The 14,900-nt window shown below is 68.8% G+C and carries 16 protein-coding genes; 13 read left to right on the forward strand and 3 right to left on the reverse strand.

All coding sequences use genetic code 11. The features are described 5' to 3' along the window. Nucleotides 1-3 precede the first annotated feature (3 nt). The 11 genes from ACQY8B_RS22790 to ACQY8B_RS22840 all read left to right on the forward strand — a co-directional run bounded on the left by ACQY8B_RS22790 (nucleotide 4) and on the right by ACQY8B_RS22840 (nucleotide 9,546). Complete coding sequence (locus tag ACQY8B_RS22790) at nucleotides 4-339, forward strand: aromatic ring-opening dioxygenase subunit LigA (protein WP_422088790.1); 336 nt, start codon at nucleotides 4-6, stop codon at nucleotides 337-339. Nucleotides 340-424: 85 nt separating this feature from the next. Beyond that, the gene (locus tag ACQY8B_RS22795) at nucleotides 425-1,252 is read left to right on the forward strand and encodes an extradiol ring-cleavage dioxygenase (protein ID WP_422088791.1); all 828 of its coding nucleotides are present in this window, start codon (nucleotides 425-427) and stop codon (nucleotides 1,250-1,252) included. 19 nt (nucleotides 1,253-1,271) lie between these two features. Beyond that, nucleotides 1,272-1,679: a 5-carboxymethyl-2-hydroxymuconate Delta-isomerase gene (locus ACQY8B_RS22800; protein ID WP_422088792.1), complete on the forward strand. Its 408-nt coding sequence runs from the start codon at nucleotides 1,272-1,274 to the stop codon at nucleotides 1,677-1,679. A 13-nt stretch (nucleotides 1,680-1,692) separates the two neighbouring features. Beyond that, the gene (gene hpaH / locus ACQY8B_RS22805) at nucleotides 1,693-2,496 is read left to right on the forward strand and encodes a 2-oxo-hept-4-ene-1,7-dioate hydratase (protein WP_422088793.1); all 804 of its coding nucleotides are present in this window, start codon (nucleotides 1,693-1,695) and stop codon (nucleotides 2,494-2,496) included. A gap of 11 nt (nucleotides 2,497-2,507) precedes the next feature. Continuing rightward, nucleotides 2,508-3,329 (forward strand): 4-hydroxy-2-oxoheptanedioate aldolase, encoded by an 822-nt coding sequence (gene hpaI, locus ACQY8B_RS22810; RefSeq protein WP_422088794.1) that lies wholly within the window; start codon nucleotides 2,508-2,510, stop codon nucleotides 3,327-3,329. Between the two features lie 27 nt (nucleotides 3,330-3,356). Continuing rightward, complete coding sequence (locus ACQY8B_RS22815) at nucleotides 3,357-3,827, forward strand: nuclear transport factor 2 family protein (protein WP_422088795.1); 471 nt, start codon at nucleotides 3,357-3,359, stop codon at nucleotides 3,825-3,827. A 40-nt stretch (nucleotides 3,828-3,867) separates the two neighbouring features. Then, the gene (gene ilvD, locus ACQY8B_RS22820; protein ID WP_422088796.1) at nucleotides 3,868-5,613 is read left to right on the forward strand and encodes a dihydroxy-acid dehydratase; all 1,746 of its coding nucleotides are present in this window, start codon (nucleotides 3,868-3,870) and stop codon (nucleotides 5,611-5,613) included. A gap of 35 nt (nucleotides 5,614-5,648) precedes the next feature. Then, nucleotides 5,649-6,644, forward strand: coding sequence for a Bug family tripartite tricarboxylate transporter substrate binding protein (locus ACQY8B_RS22825; protein WP_422088797.1), 996 nt, complete (start codon nucleotides 5,649-5,651; stop codon nucleotides 6,642-6,644). Between the two features lie 19 nt (nucleotides 6,645-6,663). After that, entirely contained in the window at nucleotides 6,664-7,455 is a 792-nt protein-coding gene (locus ACQY8B_RS22830) for a class II aldolase/adducin family protein (protein ID WP_422088798.1), read from the forward strand. Between the two features lie 13 nt (nucleotides 7,456-7,468). Then, a complete protein-coding gene (locus ACQY8B_RS22835) occupies nucleotides 7,469-8,446 on the forward strand; it encodes a 2-dehydropantoate 2-reductase (RefSeq protein WP_422088799.1) in 978 nt (325 codons plus the stop codon). A gap of 86 nt (nucleotides 8,447-8,532) precedes the next feature. After that, the gene (locus ACQY8B_RS22840; protein WP_422088800.1) at nucleotides 8,533-9,546 is read left to right on the forward strand and encodes a MerR family transcriptional regulator; all 1,014 of its coding nucleotides are present in this window, start codon (nucleotides 8,533-8,535) and stop codon (nucleotides 9,544-9,546) included. Nucleotide 9,547: 1 nt separating this feature from the next. Here ACQY8B_RS22840 and ACQY8B_RS22845 read toward each other — a convergent pair whose 3' ends face one another. Further along, nucleotides 9,548-10,492: a DMT family transporter gene (locus tag ACQY8B_RS22845; protein WP_422088801.1), complete on the reverse strand. Its 945-nt coding sequence runs from the start codon at nucleotides 10,490-10,492 to the stop codon at nucleotides 9,548-9,550. A gap of 97 nt (nucleotides 10,493-10,589) precedes the next feature. Here ACQY8B_RS22845 and ACQY8B_RS22850 point away from each other — a divergent pair, with 97 nt between their 5' ends. Next, complete coding sequence (locus tag ACQY8B_RS22850) at nucleotides 10,590-11,537, forward strand: LysR family transcriptional regulator (RefSeq protein ID WP_422088802.1); 948 nt, start codon at nucleotides 10,590-10,592, stop codon at nucleotides 11,535-11,537. On the opposite strand, the gene ACQY8B_RS22855 is transcribed toward ACQY8B_RS22850, so the two are convergent. Together ACQY8B_RS22855 and alr are read right to left on the reverse strand one after the other, a co-directional pair. Continuing rightward, nucleotides 11,491-12,246, reverse strand: a complete 756-nt coding sequence (locus tag ACQY8B_RS22855; protein ID WP_422088803.1) for a hypothetical protein — start codon at nucleotides 12,244-12,246, stop codon at nucleotides 11,491-11,493. The two genes, ACQY8B_RS22850 and ACQY8B_RS22855, sit on opposite strands and share 47 nt — an antisense overlap. Further along, entirely contained in the window at nucleotides 12,243-13,346 is a 1,104-nt protein-coding gene (gene alr, locus ACQY8B_RS22860) for an alanine racemase (RefSeq protein ID WP_422088804.1), read from the reverse strand. Before alr ends, ACQY8B_RS22855 begins: the two co-directional genes overlap by 4 nt. Nucleotides 13,347-13,524: 178 nt before the next feature. Between alr and lplT the strand changes: the two genes are divergently transcribed. After that, nucleotides 13,525-14,829: a lysophospholipid transporter LplT gene (gene lplT, locus ACQY8B_RS22865; protein WP_422088805.1), complete on the forward strand. Its 1,305-nt coding sequence runs from the start codon at nucleotides 13,525-13,527 to the stop codon at nucleotides 14,827-14,829. Nucleotides 14,830-14,900: the final 71 nt, after the last annotated feature.

Below are 14,900 nucleotides of genomic sequence, written 5' to 3' on the forward strand. Positions count from 1 at the left end.
GCGATGAGCCTCTATGCGATGCAGAAATTCCTGTTCGCGCTCAACCGCGAGCAAGAGGTGCAGCGGCGCTATGCCGAAGGCGGCGACACGCGCGCGGCGCTGCTCGCCGGCTACGACCTCGACGGCGAGGAGCGCGAAGCCATCGACGCCGGCGACATCGGCAAGCTCTACGTGCTCGGCTGCAACGGCCAGTTGCTGATGCACTTCGCGCCGCTGCTGGGCATTCCATGGGCCGGCTACCTGGAGGCCATGCGCGAAGGCGTGCGCAAGTACGGCCCGGTGCGCGCCGGCATCTACGCGATGACAACAGGCACAGACGAGAAGGTGGCAGGAATATGAAGACCCCCACGCTCCCCACTTCGTGTGGTTCGCTGCCCCCCGAGGGGGCGCTCGATGCCCTTCGGGCGGCCGGGCGGGCATCGAGATGAGCCTGGTTTTTGCAGGCGTGTGCAGCCACGCCCCCGGCATCACGGGCCGCGCCCATCTGGCCGACCCTGCCGTGAAGGACGAGTTCCACGCGCAGTTCCACCGCTTCGGCGAGGCGATGCGCGCCACGAAGCCCGACGCGGTGATCGTCATCGCGGCAGAGCACTTCGCGAACTTCTTCATGAACAACATGCCGGCCTATGCCATCGGCATGGCCGACAGCTACGAAGGCCCGATCGAGGACCCGAAGTGGCTGGGCATCGAGAAGACGAAGGTGCCCGGTGACGCAGCCCTCTCGCAGCGCCTGATCCGCGAAGTGATGCAGACGGTGGACGTGGCCTACGCGGAAGAATGGAAGTTCGACCACGGCATCATGGTGCCGCTGAACTTCCTCACGCCGAAGTTCGACACCAAGGTCATCCCCGTGAACATCAACTGCCAGGGCCCGCCGCTCACGCCGCTGCACCGCGCCTGGGCCTTCGGCGAGGCATTGCGCCGCGCCTGCGACAAGGCGCCCGAACGCATCGCGCTGGTGGGCACGGGCGGCATCTCGCACTGGCCGGCCACGCCCGATTCGGGCAAGGTCAATGCCGAGTGGGACGCCGAGTTCATGCGCCGCTGGTGCGCCAACGACCGCGAGGCACTGCTTTCGCAGACCGAATACAACGACGAGGCCACCTACCGCGAAGCGGGCCAGGGCGGCTTCGAGATCCGCACCTTCCTGAGCGTGGCCGCCGCCGCGCGCGGCAAGGGCGAGATCTTCCACATGAAGGCCATCCCGATCTTCGCGGTGACCTGCACGGCCGCCGTGATGTCGGTGGCATGAAGAAGAACGGAGCCACGACATGCCGCACCTGGTGATCCTGTACACGCCCAACATCGAGGCCGAGACCGACATGTCGGCGCTGTGCCGCACGCTGGCCGACACCATGCTCAAGCAGCGCGACGAGGCCGACAAGCCGGTGTTTCCCATCGGCGGCACGCGCGTGCTGGCTTACCCCGCCGCGCACTGCGCGGTGGCCGACGGCAAGGCCGACTACGCCTTCGTGTACCTCAACATCCGCATGGCCGCGGGGCGCTCCGAGGCGGTGAAGAAGAAGGCCGGCGACGAGCTTCTGGCGGATGTGCGCGCGCATTTCGCGCCCATCTTCGACAAGCGGCACATCGGCATCACGCTGCAGATCGACGAAAGCCCCGGGCAGGTGTACGACGGCAAGCACAGCAACCTGCATCCCCTGTTCAACAAGTCATAAGAAGCGAGCCGACATGCTGTCCAAAGCCACCATCGCCCAACTGGCCGCCGAACTGCACGAAAGCGAGAAGTCGCGCGTGCAGGTCGAGCATTTCTCCAAGCGCTTTCCCGAAATGACCATCGAGGACGGCTACGCCATCTCGCGCGAGTGGGTGAAGAACAAGATCGCCGAAGGCCGTGTCGTCAAGGGCCACAAGATCGGCCTGACCTCGCGCGCCATGCAGCAGGCCAGCCAGATCACCGAGCCCGACTACGGCACGCTGCTGGACGACATGTTCTTCGAGCAGGGCGGCGACATCCCGTTCAAGCGCTTCATCGCGCCGCGCATCGAGGTGGAGCTGGCCTTCATCCTCGGCAAGACGCTGCAGGGGCCGAACGTGACCATCTTCGACGTGCTGGCGGCCACCGACTACGTGGTGCCCGCCATCGAGATCATCGACGCGCGCATCGAGCAGTTCGACCGCAACACCAAGGCCATGCGCAAGGTGTTCGACACCATCGCCGACAACGCGGCCAATGCCGGCATTGTCATGGGCGGCCGGCCGGTGAAGCCTGACGCGGTCGACCTGCGCTGGGTGAGCGCGCTGCTCTACAAGAACGGCGTGATCGAGGAATCGGGCGTGGCCGCCGCCGTGCTGAACCACCCGGCCACCGGCGTGGCGTGGCTCGCGAACAAGCTCGCGCCGTGGGACGAGTGCCTGGAAGCCGGCGAGGTCGTGCTGGGCGGCTCGTTCACGCGTCCCACCAACGCCGTGCCGGGCGACACCTTCCATGCCGACTACGGCCCCCTGGGCTCCATCGCCTTCCGCTTCGTCTGAAAGCCATCTTCATGCAAACACCCACCAACACCTTCAAGCAGGCCCTGCAGGCCGGCAAGCCCCAGATCGGCCTGTGGGTCGGCCTGGCCGACGGCTATGCGGCCGAGATCCTGGCCGGCACCGGCTACGACTGGCTGCTGGTCGACGGCGAGCACGCGCCCAACGACGTGCGCTCGGTGCTCGCCCAACTGCAGGGCATCTCCAGCGCATGGTCGGCGCAGCCGGAGGCGGAGCGCTCGCACCCCATCGTGCGCATTCCGGTCGGCGACACCACGCTGATCAAGCAGTACCTCGACATCGGCGCGCAGACGCTGCTGGTGCCGATGGTCGACACGGCCGGGCAGGCGGCGCGGCTGGTGCAGGGCATGCGCTATCCGCCCGAAGGCATCCGCGGCATGGGCAGCGCGCTGGCACGCGCCTCGCGCTGGCAGGCCTACCCCAACTACCTGCACGAGGCCAACGCGCAGACCTGCCTGCTGGTGCAGGCCGAGACGGTGGAGGCGATGAAGAACCTCGACGCCATCGCGGCCACTCCGGGCGTGGACGGCGTGTTCATCGGACCGGCCGACCTGTCGGCCTCGATGGGCTTCGTGGGCCAGCCCAACCATCCGGAAGTGCAGGCCGTTATTGCCGACGCCATCGCGCGCATCCTCAAGGCCGGCAAGGCGCCGGGCATCCTGTCGACAACCGAGGAGCAGGCGCGAAAATGGCTCGCGGCCGGCGCGCTGTTCGTGGCGGTGGGCGTGGACACCATCGTGCTGGCGGCGGCGGCGAAGCAGCTGCTGGCCAGGTACAAGGCCGCACCCGGCGCGGCCTCGCCCAACGGCTACTGATTTCCTTCACACACAGGAGCACCCTTGATGCAACGCATGACTTTGGCGGCCGTGGCCGCGGCAACCACCCTGTTCCTCGCCGCCTGCGCACCGATGGGCGCCGGCAAGCAGGGCCCTACCGCCCAACAGGAAGCCAACCGCCAGGCCGTGCTCGCCTTCTACGAGAAGGGCCTGAACCAGAAAGACGCCGACGCGGCCCTGCAGTACGTGGGCAACCGCTATGTGCAGCACAACCCCACTGCGGCCGACGGCCCCGAGGGGTTCCGCAAGTTCGTCGCCTTCCTGCGCGAGAAGTTTCCGAAGTCGCACAGCGACATCAAGCGCAGCTTCGTCGACGGCGACTACGTGATCCTGCATGTGAACGCGGTGCGTGAGCCGGGCACGCGCGGCAGCGCCATCGTCGACATCTTCAAGCTGGAGAACGGCAAGATCGTCGAGCACTGGGACGTGGTGCAGCCCGTGCCAGAGACCGCCGCCAACAAGAACGGCATGTTCTGACGACACACCGCCGACAACCCAGCCAGCCCACGCCAGCCGAATGACCACGCCCACCGACCCGACCAAGCGCTTTCGCTCCGCCACCATCCGCGAGGGCACGATCCGCGCGACCACGCGCAGCTTCCTGCATGCGCTGGGCCAGGACGACGAGGACATCGCGCGTCCGCACATCGGCGTGTTCCACACCGGCGGCGAGATGAGCCCGTGCAACCTGAACCTGCGCGAGCAGGCGCAGCATGCCAAGACCGGCATCTACGCGGGAGGCGGCACGCCGCACGAATGCCCGGTGGTGTCGATCAGCGACGGGCTGACGATGGCGCATTCGGGCATGCGCTTCTCGCTGGTCTCGCGCGAGCTGATCGCCGACAGCGTGGAAGCCTCCACGCGCGGCCACCAGTGGGACGGCATCTTCGCCATCGGCGCCTGCGACAAGAACCTGCCCGGCCTGATGATGGGCATGGTCCGATGCAACGTGCCGAGCGTGTTCGTGCACGGCGGCTCCGCGCTGCCGGGGCAGATGCCGGGACCACATCCGGAAGTACGGGGCCGCGACCTGAACGTCGTCGACACCTACGAGACCATCGGCAAGGTGCTGGCCGGCACCGCCACGCACGACGAACTCGACGCCATGAGCCGCGCCTGCCTGCCCACGGCCGGTGCGTGCGCAGGGCAGTTCACGGCCAACACCATGGGCATGGTGTCGGAGGCGCTGGGCCTGGCGCCGATCGGTTCCAGCATGGTGCCTGCGGTGTTCAGCGAGCGAGCGCCGCTGATGCGCCGCGCCGCGAAGAACCTCATGAAGGCGGTGATGGGCGACAGCCCGCTGCCGCGCGACATCGTCACGCGCAAGGCGCTGGAAAACGCCTGCGCGGTGGTGTCGGCCACGGGCGGCTCGACCAATGCCGCGCTGCACCTGCCGGCGATCGCGCATGAGGCAGGCATCAAGTTCCACCTCGACGACGTGGCCGAGATCTTCGCCCGCACGCCGCTCATCGCCGACCTGCGCCCGGGCGGCCAGTACCTGGCGCGCGACGTGTTCTACATCGGCGGCGCGGGCGTCATCCTGCGCACGCTGCTGGAACAGGGCTTCCTGCACGGCGACGTGCTCACCTTCACCGGCCGCACGATGGCCGAGGAACTGGCCGGCGCCCTGGCGCCCGATGGCCGCGTGGTGCGCGAGGCCGGCAACCCGATCACGCGCGACGGCGGGCTGGCGGTGCTCAAGGGCAACCTGTGTCCCGACGGCGCGCTACTCAAGACGGCGGGCCTGAAGGGCCTGGTTTTCCGCGGGCCGGCACGCGTCTTCAACTCCGAAGAAGAAGCCCAGACCGCCGTGCAGAACCGACTGTACGAGGCCGGCGACGTGATCGTGATCCGCAACGAAGGCCCCAAGGGCAGCCCCGGCATGCGCGAGATGCTGGGCATCACCGCCCTGCTCTATGGCCAGGGCATGGGCGACAAGGTGGCGCTGCTGACCGACGGGCGCTTCTCGGGCGCCACGCGCGGGCTGTGCATCGGCTATGCGGGGCCTGAAGCGGCGGACGGCGGCCCGATCGCGGCGCTGCGCGACGGCGACGTGATCGCCATCGACGCGCGGGCCGAGGCCCGCTCGATTTCGGTCGAACTGAGCGCGGAGGAAATCGCCGCGCGGCTCGCCGGACGTGAGGTAAACGCGGGGGTCGCCCGAGGCGGCGTGCTGGAAAAATACGCGCTCACCGTGCGCCCTGCCCACCAGGGCGCCGTGACCCACTCGGGCGCGGTCACCTGGCTGCGCGACGAGTCTTGATCGACCCTCCATAACCAACGTCCGGAGAGAGACACATGAGCTTCACGCGCCGCCAGATCCTGCAGACCTCCAGTGCATCCGCCTTGATGGCCAGCCTTGGCCAGAACGTCTTCGCGCAGGCGGCGACGCACATCGAGACCGCGACCATCGTCACCGGCTTCGCGGCCGGCGGCACGTCGGACACCACCTGCCGGCGCCTGGCGACCAAGCTCAGCCCCGAATACGCGAAAACCGCCGTGGTCGAGAACCGCACCGGCGCGGGCGGCCAGATCGCAGTGGGCTACGTGAAGGGCCGCCCGGCCGACGGCAGCACCATCCTGCAGACGCCGACCTCGATCCTCACGATCTACCCGCACATCTACAAGAAGCTGCCGTACGACCCGGTGACCGACATCACGCCGGTGAGCCTTGCCTGCGTGTTCGACTTCGGCTTTGCCGTGGGCCCGGCCGTGCCGGCCAGCGTGAAGACCGTGCCCGAATTCCTGGCCTGGGCCAAGGCCAACCCGGCCGGCGCCAACTACGGCTCGCCGGCGTCCGGCTCCACGCCGCACTTCATTGGCGCGCTGCTGGGCAAGAAGGGCGGCGTCGAGCTCAAGCACGCGGCCTACCGCGGCACGCAGCCGGCCATGCTCGACCTGCTGGGCAGCAACATCTCCGCGGTGTCGGGGCCCATCGGCGACATCACGCAGCACCTGCCCACGGGCAAGGTGCGCATCCTGGGCGTGTCGGGCGCCAAGCGCAGCCGCTTCGTGCCCGACGTGCCCACCTTCGGCGAACAGGGCCTGAAGGACATGGCGCACAGCGAGTGGTTCGCCTTCTTCCTGCCGGCCAAGGCCTCGCCCGAGCTGGTGGCGAAGCTGAACACCGCGATGAAGAACGCGCTCGCGCAGAAGGACGTGATCGACGGCCTCGGCACCTTCGGCCTGGAAGCGATGTCTTCCACGCCCGCCGAGCTGACGGAACTGTTGAAGAAGGACACCGCCAAGTGGGGCCCGATCGTGAAGGACGTCGGCTTTACAGCGGAAGGTTGAAACACATGAAGGAACTGCCATGAACACTCTCGCCACCCCGACCGCCTCGGCGCTGGTCCATCCCTCGATCCACCCCGACGAGCGCGCCGCGCGCGAGGAGCTCGCGGCCTGCTATCGCGTGTTCGCGATGCTGGGCTGGGTCGAGATGATCTACAACCACATCACGGTGCGGCTGCCCGACAGCGTGACGGGCGGCGAGAAGCAGTTCCTCATCAACCCTTTCGGGCTGCACTACAGCGAGGTCACGGCCAGCAACCTGGTGAAGATCGACCTGCAGGGCAAGGTGCTCGATGGGTCGTCGTATCCGGTGAACCCGGCCGGCTTCGTGGTGCATGCGGCCATCCACGACGGCCTGCCCGGCGCGCACTGCGTGATGCACACGCACACCACGGCCGGCGTGGCGGTGGCCTGCCTGCAGGGCGGGCTGCAGCAGACCAACTTCTATACCGCCCAGCTGCACGGCATGGTGGCGTATCACGACTTCGAGGGCATCACCATCCATGCCGACGAAGGCCCGCGCCTGCTCAAGAGCATCGGCAACCGCAACGCGGTGATCCTGCGCAACCACGGCCTGCTGGCCTGGGGACAGACGCTGCCGCAGACCTTCGCGATCTTGTGGACGCTGCAGCGCGCCTGCGAGATCCAGATGGCCACTTTCTCGATGGGCGCGGCGATCCCCGTGAGCGAGGAGATCGCCCAGCGCTGTACGCGCGACGCGCTGCAGTTCAGCCCCGAGCATGGCGCCGGGCAGGACGTGTTCAATGCACTGGTGCGGCAGGTGGACCGCATCGACCCGAGCTACAGAAACTGAGGCGAGCTTTTCCATGAAGATTTGCATCTACGGCGCCGGTGCCATCGGCGGCTGGATCGGCGCCGGCCTGGCGCAGGCGGGCCAGCGGCTGAACGTGGTGGCGCGCGGCGCCACGCTCGAGGCGCTGCAGCGCGACGGGCTCTCGCTGATGCGCGGCGACGTGCGCACGCGCGTGCCGGTGAACGCGGTGGCCGACCCGGCCGAACTCGGCGTGCAGGACCTGGTGGTCATCGCCGTGAAGGCACCCGCGCTGGCCGGCGTGGCCGAGCGCATCGGACCGCTGATCGGCGCCGACACCATCGTGCTGGTGGCCATGAACGGCGTGCCGTGGTGGTTCCTCGAAGGCGGCTTCGGCGGCGAGATCACCGGCCACCGGCTCGCGGCGGTCGACCCCGAAGGCGCCATTGCCAAGGCCATTCCGGCGCGCAACGTGATCGGCTGCGTGGTGCACGCGAGCTGCTCGCTCGACGGTCCCGGCGTGGTGCGGCATCACTTCGGCAACGGGCTGATCGTGGGCGAGCCTTCGGGCGAAGCCACGCCGCGCGTGCAGAAGCTGGTCGATCTGCTCAAGAGCGCCGGCATCGACACCACGCTGTCGCCGCAGATCCAGAAGGACGTGTGGTTCAAGCTGTGGGGCAACATGACGGTGAACCCGATCAGCGCACTGACGGGCTGCACCACCGACCTGATCATGGGCGACGACTACGTGCGCGGCTTCATCTCGGCGGTGATGCTGGAGGCCAAGGAAATCGGCCGGCGCATCGGCATCGAGATCACGCAGAGCCCCGAAGACCGGCACGCCGTCACGATGAAGCTCGGCGCGTTCAAGACCTCGATGCTGCAGGACGTGGAAGCCGGCCGCTCGGTGGAACTCGATGCGCTGGTGACCGTGGTGCGCGAGCTGGGCGAACTGACCGGCGTGGCCACGCCGTTCACCGATGCGCTGCTGGGGCTGGCGCGCCTGAGGACACGGCAGCTCGGCCTGTACTGAAGCGCACCCATCGCAAAATCGCTTGACCCGGCCCCTGCGGCCGCCTTGATAAAGGCGCTGTCCGTTCCAAGCCAATAGGTGATTTTGTGAATTCTCCAGCCGTCCGATTCCTGAACCCTGCCGAGGCCGCCCGGCGGCTCGGCGTTTCCGCCAAGGCGCTGCGCCTGTACGAGCAGCGCGGGCTGCTCACGCCGGCCCGCACCGAGGCCGGCTGGCGCTCCTACGGACCCGGCGAAATGGCCAGGGGCGCGGAGATCGCCGCGCTGCGCACGCTCGGCCTGAGCCTTGCGCAGGTGGCGCGTGTTCTGCAAGGCGACGCCGAGGGGCTGGAGCCGGCGCTGGCGGCGCACCAGGCGCTGCTCGAGGAGCGCGTTCGCCAGCTCGGCGACACCGTGGAGAAAGTGCGCGGCCTGCGTGCCGACCTCGCCCGTGGCCGGGCGCCGGGTGCCGGCGAACTGGCGCGCCTGCTGAAGCCGGCCGAGGGGCTTTGCATCGCCTTCGAACTGCCGTGGCCCTGGGGCGGCGAACGCTTCGAGCTGCGCGACATACGGCCGCTGAACTACATCGTCGGCCCGTTGGGGAGCGGCAAGACACGGCTGGCACTGCGCCTGGCCGAGACCATTCCCGGCGCTGCGTTCCTCGGGCTGGACAGGACAGCGAGCCCAGGCGCGGCGCTCGCGCCGGCGGTCGCCGAAGCACTGGCGTGGCTGGCGGAAGACGGCGCCACGGCCTCCGATGCGCTGGTCGCCCTGCTGGCCGGGCTGGCGGCAGAAGAACCATCGGCGCTGGTGGTCGACCTGGTGGAACAGGGGCTGGACCACGCGACCCAGCAGGCGCTGGTAGCGCACCTGCGCCGGCGCGGCGCCGGGGGCAGGCCGCTCTTCATGCTCACGCGCTCCTGCGTGATCCTTGACCTTGCCGCGGTGGGCGAAGACGAATCGATCATCCTCTGCCCCGCCAACCACAGCCCGCCGACGCTCGTCGCGCCGTACCCGGGCTGCGCGGGCTACGAAGCCGTAGCTACCTGCCTCGCCACGCCGGAAGTGCGGGCGCGCACGGAGGGCGTCATGGCCTGGCGGCCAGAAAGAGAAGCCGCCTGAATCAAAGGCGATCCGGCCGGGGCAGCGTCACCCACCACGCCGCCGCCACGATCAGCAAGCCCCCGGCCCATCCCCAGGGCCCGATGCGCTCGCCGAACCCGTACACCGCGATCAGCGCGCCGAACACCGGCTCGCTGCCCATCAGCAGCGACACCCGGCTCGGGCTGGAGCGCGAGGCCGCATGGTTCTGCGCGAAGAACGCGAACACGGTGCACAGCAGCACCAGGTACGCCATGCCCCACCAGAAAGACGCGGTGGCCGGCGGCACGTGCCACGTGCCGTCGGGCGGCGAGGCAACCAGCGCAATCGCCGCCGCGCCGAGCGCCATCACGCCCGACTGCACTGCCGTCAGCGTCAGCGCCGGCAGCGCGTGGCGGCCGGCCAGCCGCCGCGTCAGGCACACCATCACGGCGCGCAGGAAGGCCGCAGCCACCATGAGCCCGTCGCCCCAGCCGAGCGACAGGTCTGCGGGCGAAGTGGCCGACAGCATCGCCGCGCCCAGCGCCGACAGGCCAGCCGCCCAGAACACGCGCCGCGCCGGCCGCCGACCCAGCAGCCACCATTCGACGAAGGGCGTGATGGCCACGCACAGGCTGATGAGGAAGGCGGCGTTGCTAGCGCTGGTCAGCGACACGCCGAAGGTCTCGCATACGAAGATCGCCAGCAGGTTCGCACCGAGCAGGCCACCCACCGCGAGGCCCTGCCGCCACTGCGCATCGAACAGCGGCCTCAACGCGGGCAGCAGCACGACGAAGGTCAGCCCGAAGCGCAGCGCGATGAACTCCAGCACCGGCAACTGCTGCGTCGCCTGCTTGGCCACCGCATAGCTGCCGCCCCACACCGCGGCCACGAGCAGCAGCATGACTTCAGCAATGCCGATGCCCGCCCACCTCCCGCCGCCCGGGCCGCCCCACGCGGCCGCGCCATTCCCCTGCTTTGAATCCATACTGTCGGCCCGCCGTCCATGAACAACACACAAGGAAGAATTGTTCTGGGCATCACACGGGCCGGGTAGCCATCGGCCGGAACAGGACCCTTGCGTCGTGGGAACGAATTCATTTCTCAAAGTGCTGCCGGAGATGGTGACCTTCCTGCGGGTCGCCGAGCTGGGCAGCTTCTCCGCGGCGGCCGATCTGCTGGGCATGACGCCCTCGGCCGCGAGCCGGCAGGTGAAGCGGCTCGAAAAGGAAATCGGCGTGCAGCTGCTGCAGCGCACCACGCGCCAGTTGCGGCTGACCGAGCCCGGCGCCGAAGCCTTCGCGCGCTGCCGCGAACTGGTGCTGGCGGCGCAAGGCACGATGGACATCGCGCAGCGCTTCTCGAAGAAGCCGGCCGGGCTGGTGCGCATCAGCGCGCCGAAGGCCTTTGCGCGGCGCGTACTGCATCCGCACATCCTCGATTTCCTGGAGCGCTACCCCGAGGTCGACGTGCAGCTCATCGTGGCCGACCGCGACGTCGACCCGATCCGCGAGGGCGTGGACCTGGTGGTGCGGCTGACCACCGAGCCGCCAGAGGGGCTGGTGGCACGCCGGCTGATGCCGGTCGAGCACATCCTGTGCGCGACACCGGCCTATTTGGCTCGGCACGGCGCCATCGCGCATCCGCTCGATTTGCCGGCGCACAGCTGCCTGTCGCTGGGCGAGCACGAGCGCGACAACCACTGGCGCTTCAGGCAGGGCGACGAAGAGACCGAGGTGGTGGTGCGCGGGCGCTATGTGTCGAACCACAGCGAGGTGCGGCTCGACGGCGCGCTCGCGGGGCTGGGCGTGGCCTGCCTGCCGGCGTTCGTCGCCAGGCCTGCGCTGGACGACGGCAGCATGGTGCGCGTGCTGGCCGACTGGGAGTTCCAGGGCAACTATCGCGGGCACGCATACATCCTGTACCCGCCCGATCGCTTCATGGCGCCCAAGTGCCGGGTGCTGATCGAGCACCTGCTCGGCGCGCTCAGTGCGTCTTCGTCAGGACGCGCACGGCCTCGGGCAAGGAGTTGACCTGCGGCATGAAGTGATCGAGCAGCGCGCCGAGCGCGACGGCGCAGATCACCGAGCCCAGCAGCGGCTTCCAGGTGAGCCGCACGGCGGCCATGAGCCAGCCTTCGCGCGCCACGCGCACCGCGGCGCGGGCCGACACGTAAGAGAACGCGATCTCGATCGCCACGGCCAGCAGCGCGTCCCAGCTGAAGTACAGCAGCACCAGCGACCCCGCGCCGAGCACCACGGCCACGCAGATCAGGAAGACCGCGACGATCGGCACGACGATGATCGCGCCCTCGTCGGCACTGCCCGCGACTTCGAGCGCGCCGCCGGCCATGTCGGATAGGCCGCCGTCGCTTCCGCCGCCTCCTCCATCCCCCAGGTTCACGTGGCTGTGCGAACTGCTGCCGCCGCGTCCGCCGCCGAAGTCGACATCGGGCGCATCGAGGTCGACATCCAGCTCCCGGCCCTCGACCAGCCGCTTCGCCCACCAGCGCAGCACCAGCAGGTAGCCCAGGTATCCCACGCCCAGCGTGAGGAAGTAGCGCACCGCCAGCGAATCGACGTGCAGCAGGTGCATCTGCAGCGCCGACACGCACCACATGAGCAGCAGCGTGAAGCTGCCGATCAGGATGCCGTGCGTGCGCAGGCTGTAGTTGCGATGCAGGTCGCGTTCGACCTGCGTTTCCCAAAGGCGCACGGAGCGCCAGTTGGAAAGAACCTTCATTCGCCTTCGGTGGCGGGGGCGAAGGGCACGCGCTGGGCCACGGCGCACATCAGCTCGTAGCCGACGGTGCCGGCGGCCCGCGCGACTTCGTCGATGGGCAGCACCGCGCCGGTCTTCGCCGAGTTGCCCCACAGCGTGACCTCGCTGCCGAACCTGGCGTCGGGCACCGGCGTGAGGTCGACGGTGATCATGTCCATGCTCACGCGCCCGACCATGCGGGTGCGCACGCCGTTCACCAGCACCGGCGTGCCGGTGGTGCAGTGGCGCGGATAGCCGTCGGCATAGCCGACCGCCGCCACGCCGATGGTGAGCGGGCCCTCGGCCGTGAAGCTGGAGCCGTAGCCGATGGTGTCGCCGGCCTTCAGCGTCTGAACCCCGATGAGCTGGGTCGACAGCGTCATGGTGGGCTGCAGCTGCCAGTGCGCGGCGTCGTGTTCGGGGTAGTCGGGAGCGCTGCCGTACAGCACGATGCCGGGGCGCACCCAGTCGCCGCGCGTCAGCCTGGCGTGGCGCAGCGTGGCCGCGCTGTTGGCGACGGAGCGCTCGCCCGGCAGGTCGCGCGTGAAATGCTCGAACACCTCGAGCTGGTGGGCGATGCCGCGCGGGCCGTCGGCGTCGCTGAAGTGCGTCATGAGCGAAATCTCGTCGACCTGGGTCAGCGCGTTGAGGCGGGTCCAGGCGGAGCCGAAGCGCTCGGGCGTGAAGCCCAGGCGGTTCATGCCCGAATTCATCTTCAGGAACACGCGCTGCGGCTTCAGGGTCTTGTGCGCGGCGAGCATGTCGATCTGCTCGTCGCAGTGCACCGCGTGCCAAAGGTCCAGGCGCGAGCACAGCTCGAGGTCGCGCGCGTCGAACACGCCTTCGAGCAGCAGGACCGGGCCGCGCCAGCCGAGCGCGCGCACGCGTTCGGCCTCGGCCAGGTCGAGCATCGCGAAGCCGTCGGCCCCGCGCAGGCCTTCGTAGACCCGCTCTATGCCGTGGCCATAGGCATTGGCCTTGACGACGGCCCATACCCGGGCTTCGAGGGCCGAGCGGCGAGCGCGCTCGAGGTTGTGACGCAGCGCGTCGGTGTGGACGGTGGCGAGAATGGGGCGCGGCATGGGGTCTCTGGCAAGTCGGAGAAAATGCAGACCACGTTTTAGCACCTTCGGGAATGGGGTCGAACACCGTGGGGATGCGCAATTGCGCGTCGCACCCCCGTGCTATAACCGCCCATTCGCCTCGGACGCGACACTTTTTCACTACCGCCAGCAGACCCTCTGGCCAGCCAGCCCATCGATGAAGCGCGGTTTCTACACGATCATGTCGGCCCAGTTCTTTTCGTCGCTGGCCGACCAAGCGCTCTTCGTTGTTGCGGTCGACCTGATGCGAACTTCGGGCGCACCCGAATGGCAGCGCGCCGCCCTGGTACCGATCTTCGCCGTCTTCTACGTGGTGCTCGCCCCGCTGGTGGGCGCCTTCGCCGACGCCTTGCCCAAGGGCAAGGTCATGTTCATCAGCAACGCGATCAAGGTGCTCGGCTGCCTGATGATGCTGTTCGGCTCGCACCCGCTGCTGTCCTACTCCATCGTCGGGCTGGGCGCGGCGGCGTATTCGCCGGCCAAGTACGGCATCCTGACCGAGCTGCTGCCGGCATCCCAGCTGGTCAAGGCCAACGGCTGGATCGAGGGCCTGACCATCGCCTCGATCCTGCTGGGCATCGTGCTCGGCGGCACGCTGGTGGGCCACGCGGTGTCCAGCAAGCTGCTGGCGTTCGACTTTCCGTTCATCGACACCGGCGTCAACTCGCCGGCCGAGGCCGCGATCAGCGTACTGATCTTCGTCTACGCGCTGGCCGCCTGGTTCAACACGCGCATTCCGCACACCGGCGTCGAGATGCGCCCGCTGCGCTCCAACCCCGAGCACGGCCTGGCGCGCAACATCGCGGCGCTGCTGCCCGACTTCTGGCACTGCAACGCCCGCCTCTGGCGCGACCGCCTCGGCCAGATCTCGCTGGCCACCACCACGCTCTTCTGGGGCGCGGGCGGCAACCTCAAATACATCGTGCTGGCCTGGGCCGCGCTGGCGCTGGACTACAACACCACCCAGGCCTCGGCGCTGACCGGCGTGGTGACCATCGGCACGGCCGTGGGCGCGATCGTGGCGTCCATGCGCATGCGGCTCGACATGGCCACCCGCGTGATCCCCATGGGCATCGCGATGGGGCTGATGGTGATCGCCATGAACTTCATCGGCAACGTCTGGCTGGCGGTGCCGTTCCTCATCATGCTGGGCGGCCTCGGCGGCTTCCTGGTGGTGCCGATGAACGCGCTGCTGCAGCACCGCGGCCACAACCTGATGGGCGCGGGCCGCTCCATCGCGGTACAGAACTTCAACGAACAGGCCTGCATCCTGCTGCTGGGCGCCTTCTACAGCGTGTGCACCGGCCTGGGCCTGTCGGCCTACGGCGCGATCAGCGCATTCGGCCTCGTGGTGGCCGGCTGCATGTGGATCATCAAGCGCTGGCACGAGAACAACCTGAAGAAGTACCCGGAAGAAGTCGAACACCTGCTGGCCATCGCCCGCAGCGACAAGCATCATTGAACTCCCCCAGGCTGCGCGCACTTCGTGTCGCTTCGCCTCCCCCCTCGCCGGGGGCGACACCGGCGGCCCGG

It is taken from the genome of Variovorax sp. (assembly GCF_965279555.1).
Lineage (GTDB): Bacteria > Pseudomonadota > Gammaproteobacteria > Burkholderiales > Burkholderiaceae_C > Variovorax.

What these genes read in the sequence shown, in the direction of transcription:
- ACQY8B_RS22790 (WP_422088790.1), top strand. Translation starts at nt 4, where the DNA reads ATGAGCCTCTATGCGATGCAGAAATTCCTGTTCGCGCTCAACCGCGAG.
- ACQY8B_RS22795 (WP_422088791.1), top strand. Translation starts at nt 425, where the DNA reads ATGAGCCTGGTTTTTGCAGGCGTGTGCAGCCACGCCCCCGGCATCACG.
- ACQY8B_RS22800 (WP_422088792.1), top strand. Translation starts at nt 1,272, where the DNA reads ATGCCGCACCTGGTGATCCTGTACACGCCCAACATCGAGGCCGAGACC.
- hpaH (WP_422088793.1), top strand. Translation starts at nt 1,693, where the DNA reads ATGCTGTCCAAAGCCACCATCGCCCAACTGGCCGCCGAACTGCACGAA.
- hpaI (WP_422088794.1), top strand. Translation starts at nt 2,508, where the DNA reads ATGCAAACACCCACCAACACCTTCAAGCAGGCCCTGCAGGCCGGCAAG.
- ACQY8B_RS22815 (WP_422088795.1), top strand. Translation starts at nt 3,357, where the DNA reads ATGCAACGCATGACTTTGGCGGCCGTGGCCGCGGCAACCACCCTGTTC.
- ilvD (WP_422088796.1), top strand. Translation starts at nt 3,868, where the DNA reads ATGACCACGCCCACCGACCCGACCAAGCGCTTTCGCTCCGCCACCATC.
- ACQY8B_RS22825 (WP_422088797.1), top strand. Translation starts at nt 5,649, where the DNA reads ATGAGCTTCACGCGCCGCCAGATCCTGCAGACCTCCAGTGCATCCGCC.
- ACQY8B_RS22830 (WP_422088798.1), top strand. Translation starts at nt 6,664, where the DNA reads ATGAACACTCTCGCCACCCCGACCGCCTCGGCGCTGGTCCATCCCTCG.
- ACQY8B_RS22835 (WP_422088799.1), top strand. Translation starts at nt 7,469, where the DNA reads ATGAAGATTTGCATCTACGGCGCCGGTGCCATCGGCGGCTGGATCGGC.
- ACQY8B_RS22845 (WP_422088801.1), bottom strand. Translation starts at nt 10,492, where the DNA reads ATGGATTCAAAGCAGGGGAATGGCGCGGCCGCGTGGGGCGGCCCGGGC.
- ACQY8B_RS22855 (WP_422088803.1), bottom strand. Translation starts at nt 12,246, where the DNA reads ATGAAGGTTCTTTCCAACTGGCGCTCCGTGCGCCTTTGGGAAACGCAG.
- alr (WP_422088804.1), bottom strand. Translation starts at nt 13,346, where the DNA reads ATGCCGCGCCCCATTCTCGCCACCGTCCACACCGACGCGCTGCGTCAC.
- lplT (WP_422088805.1), top strand. Translation starts at nt 13,525, where the DNA reads ATGAAGCGCGGTTTCTACACGATCATGTCGGCCCAGTTCTTTTCGTCG.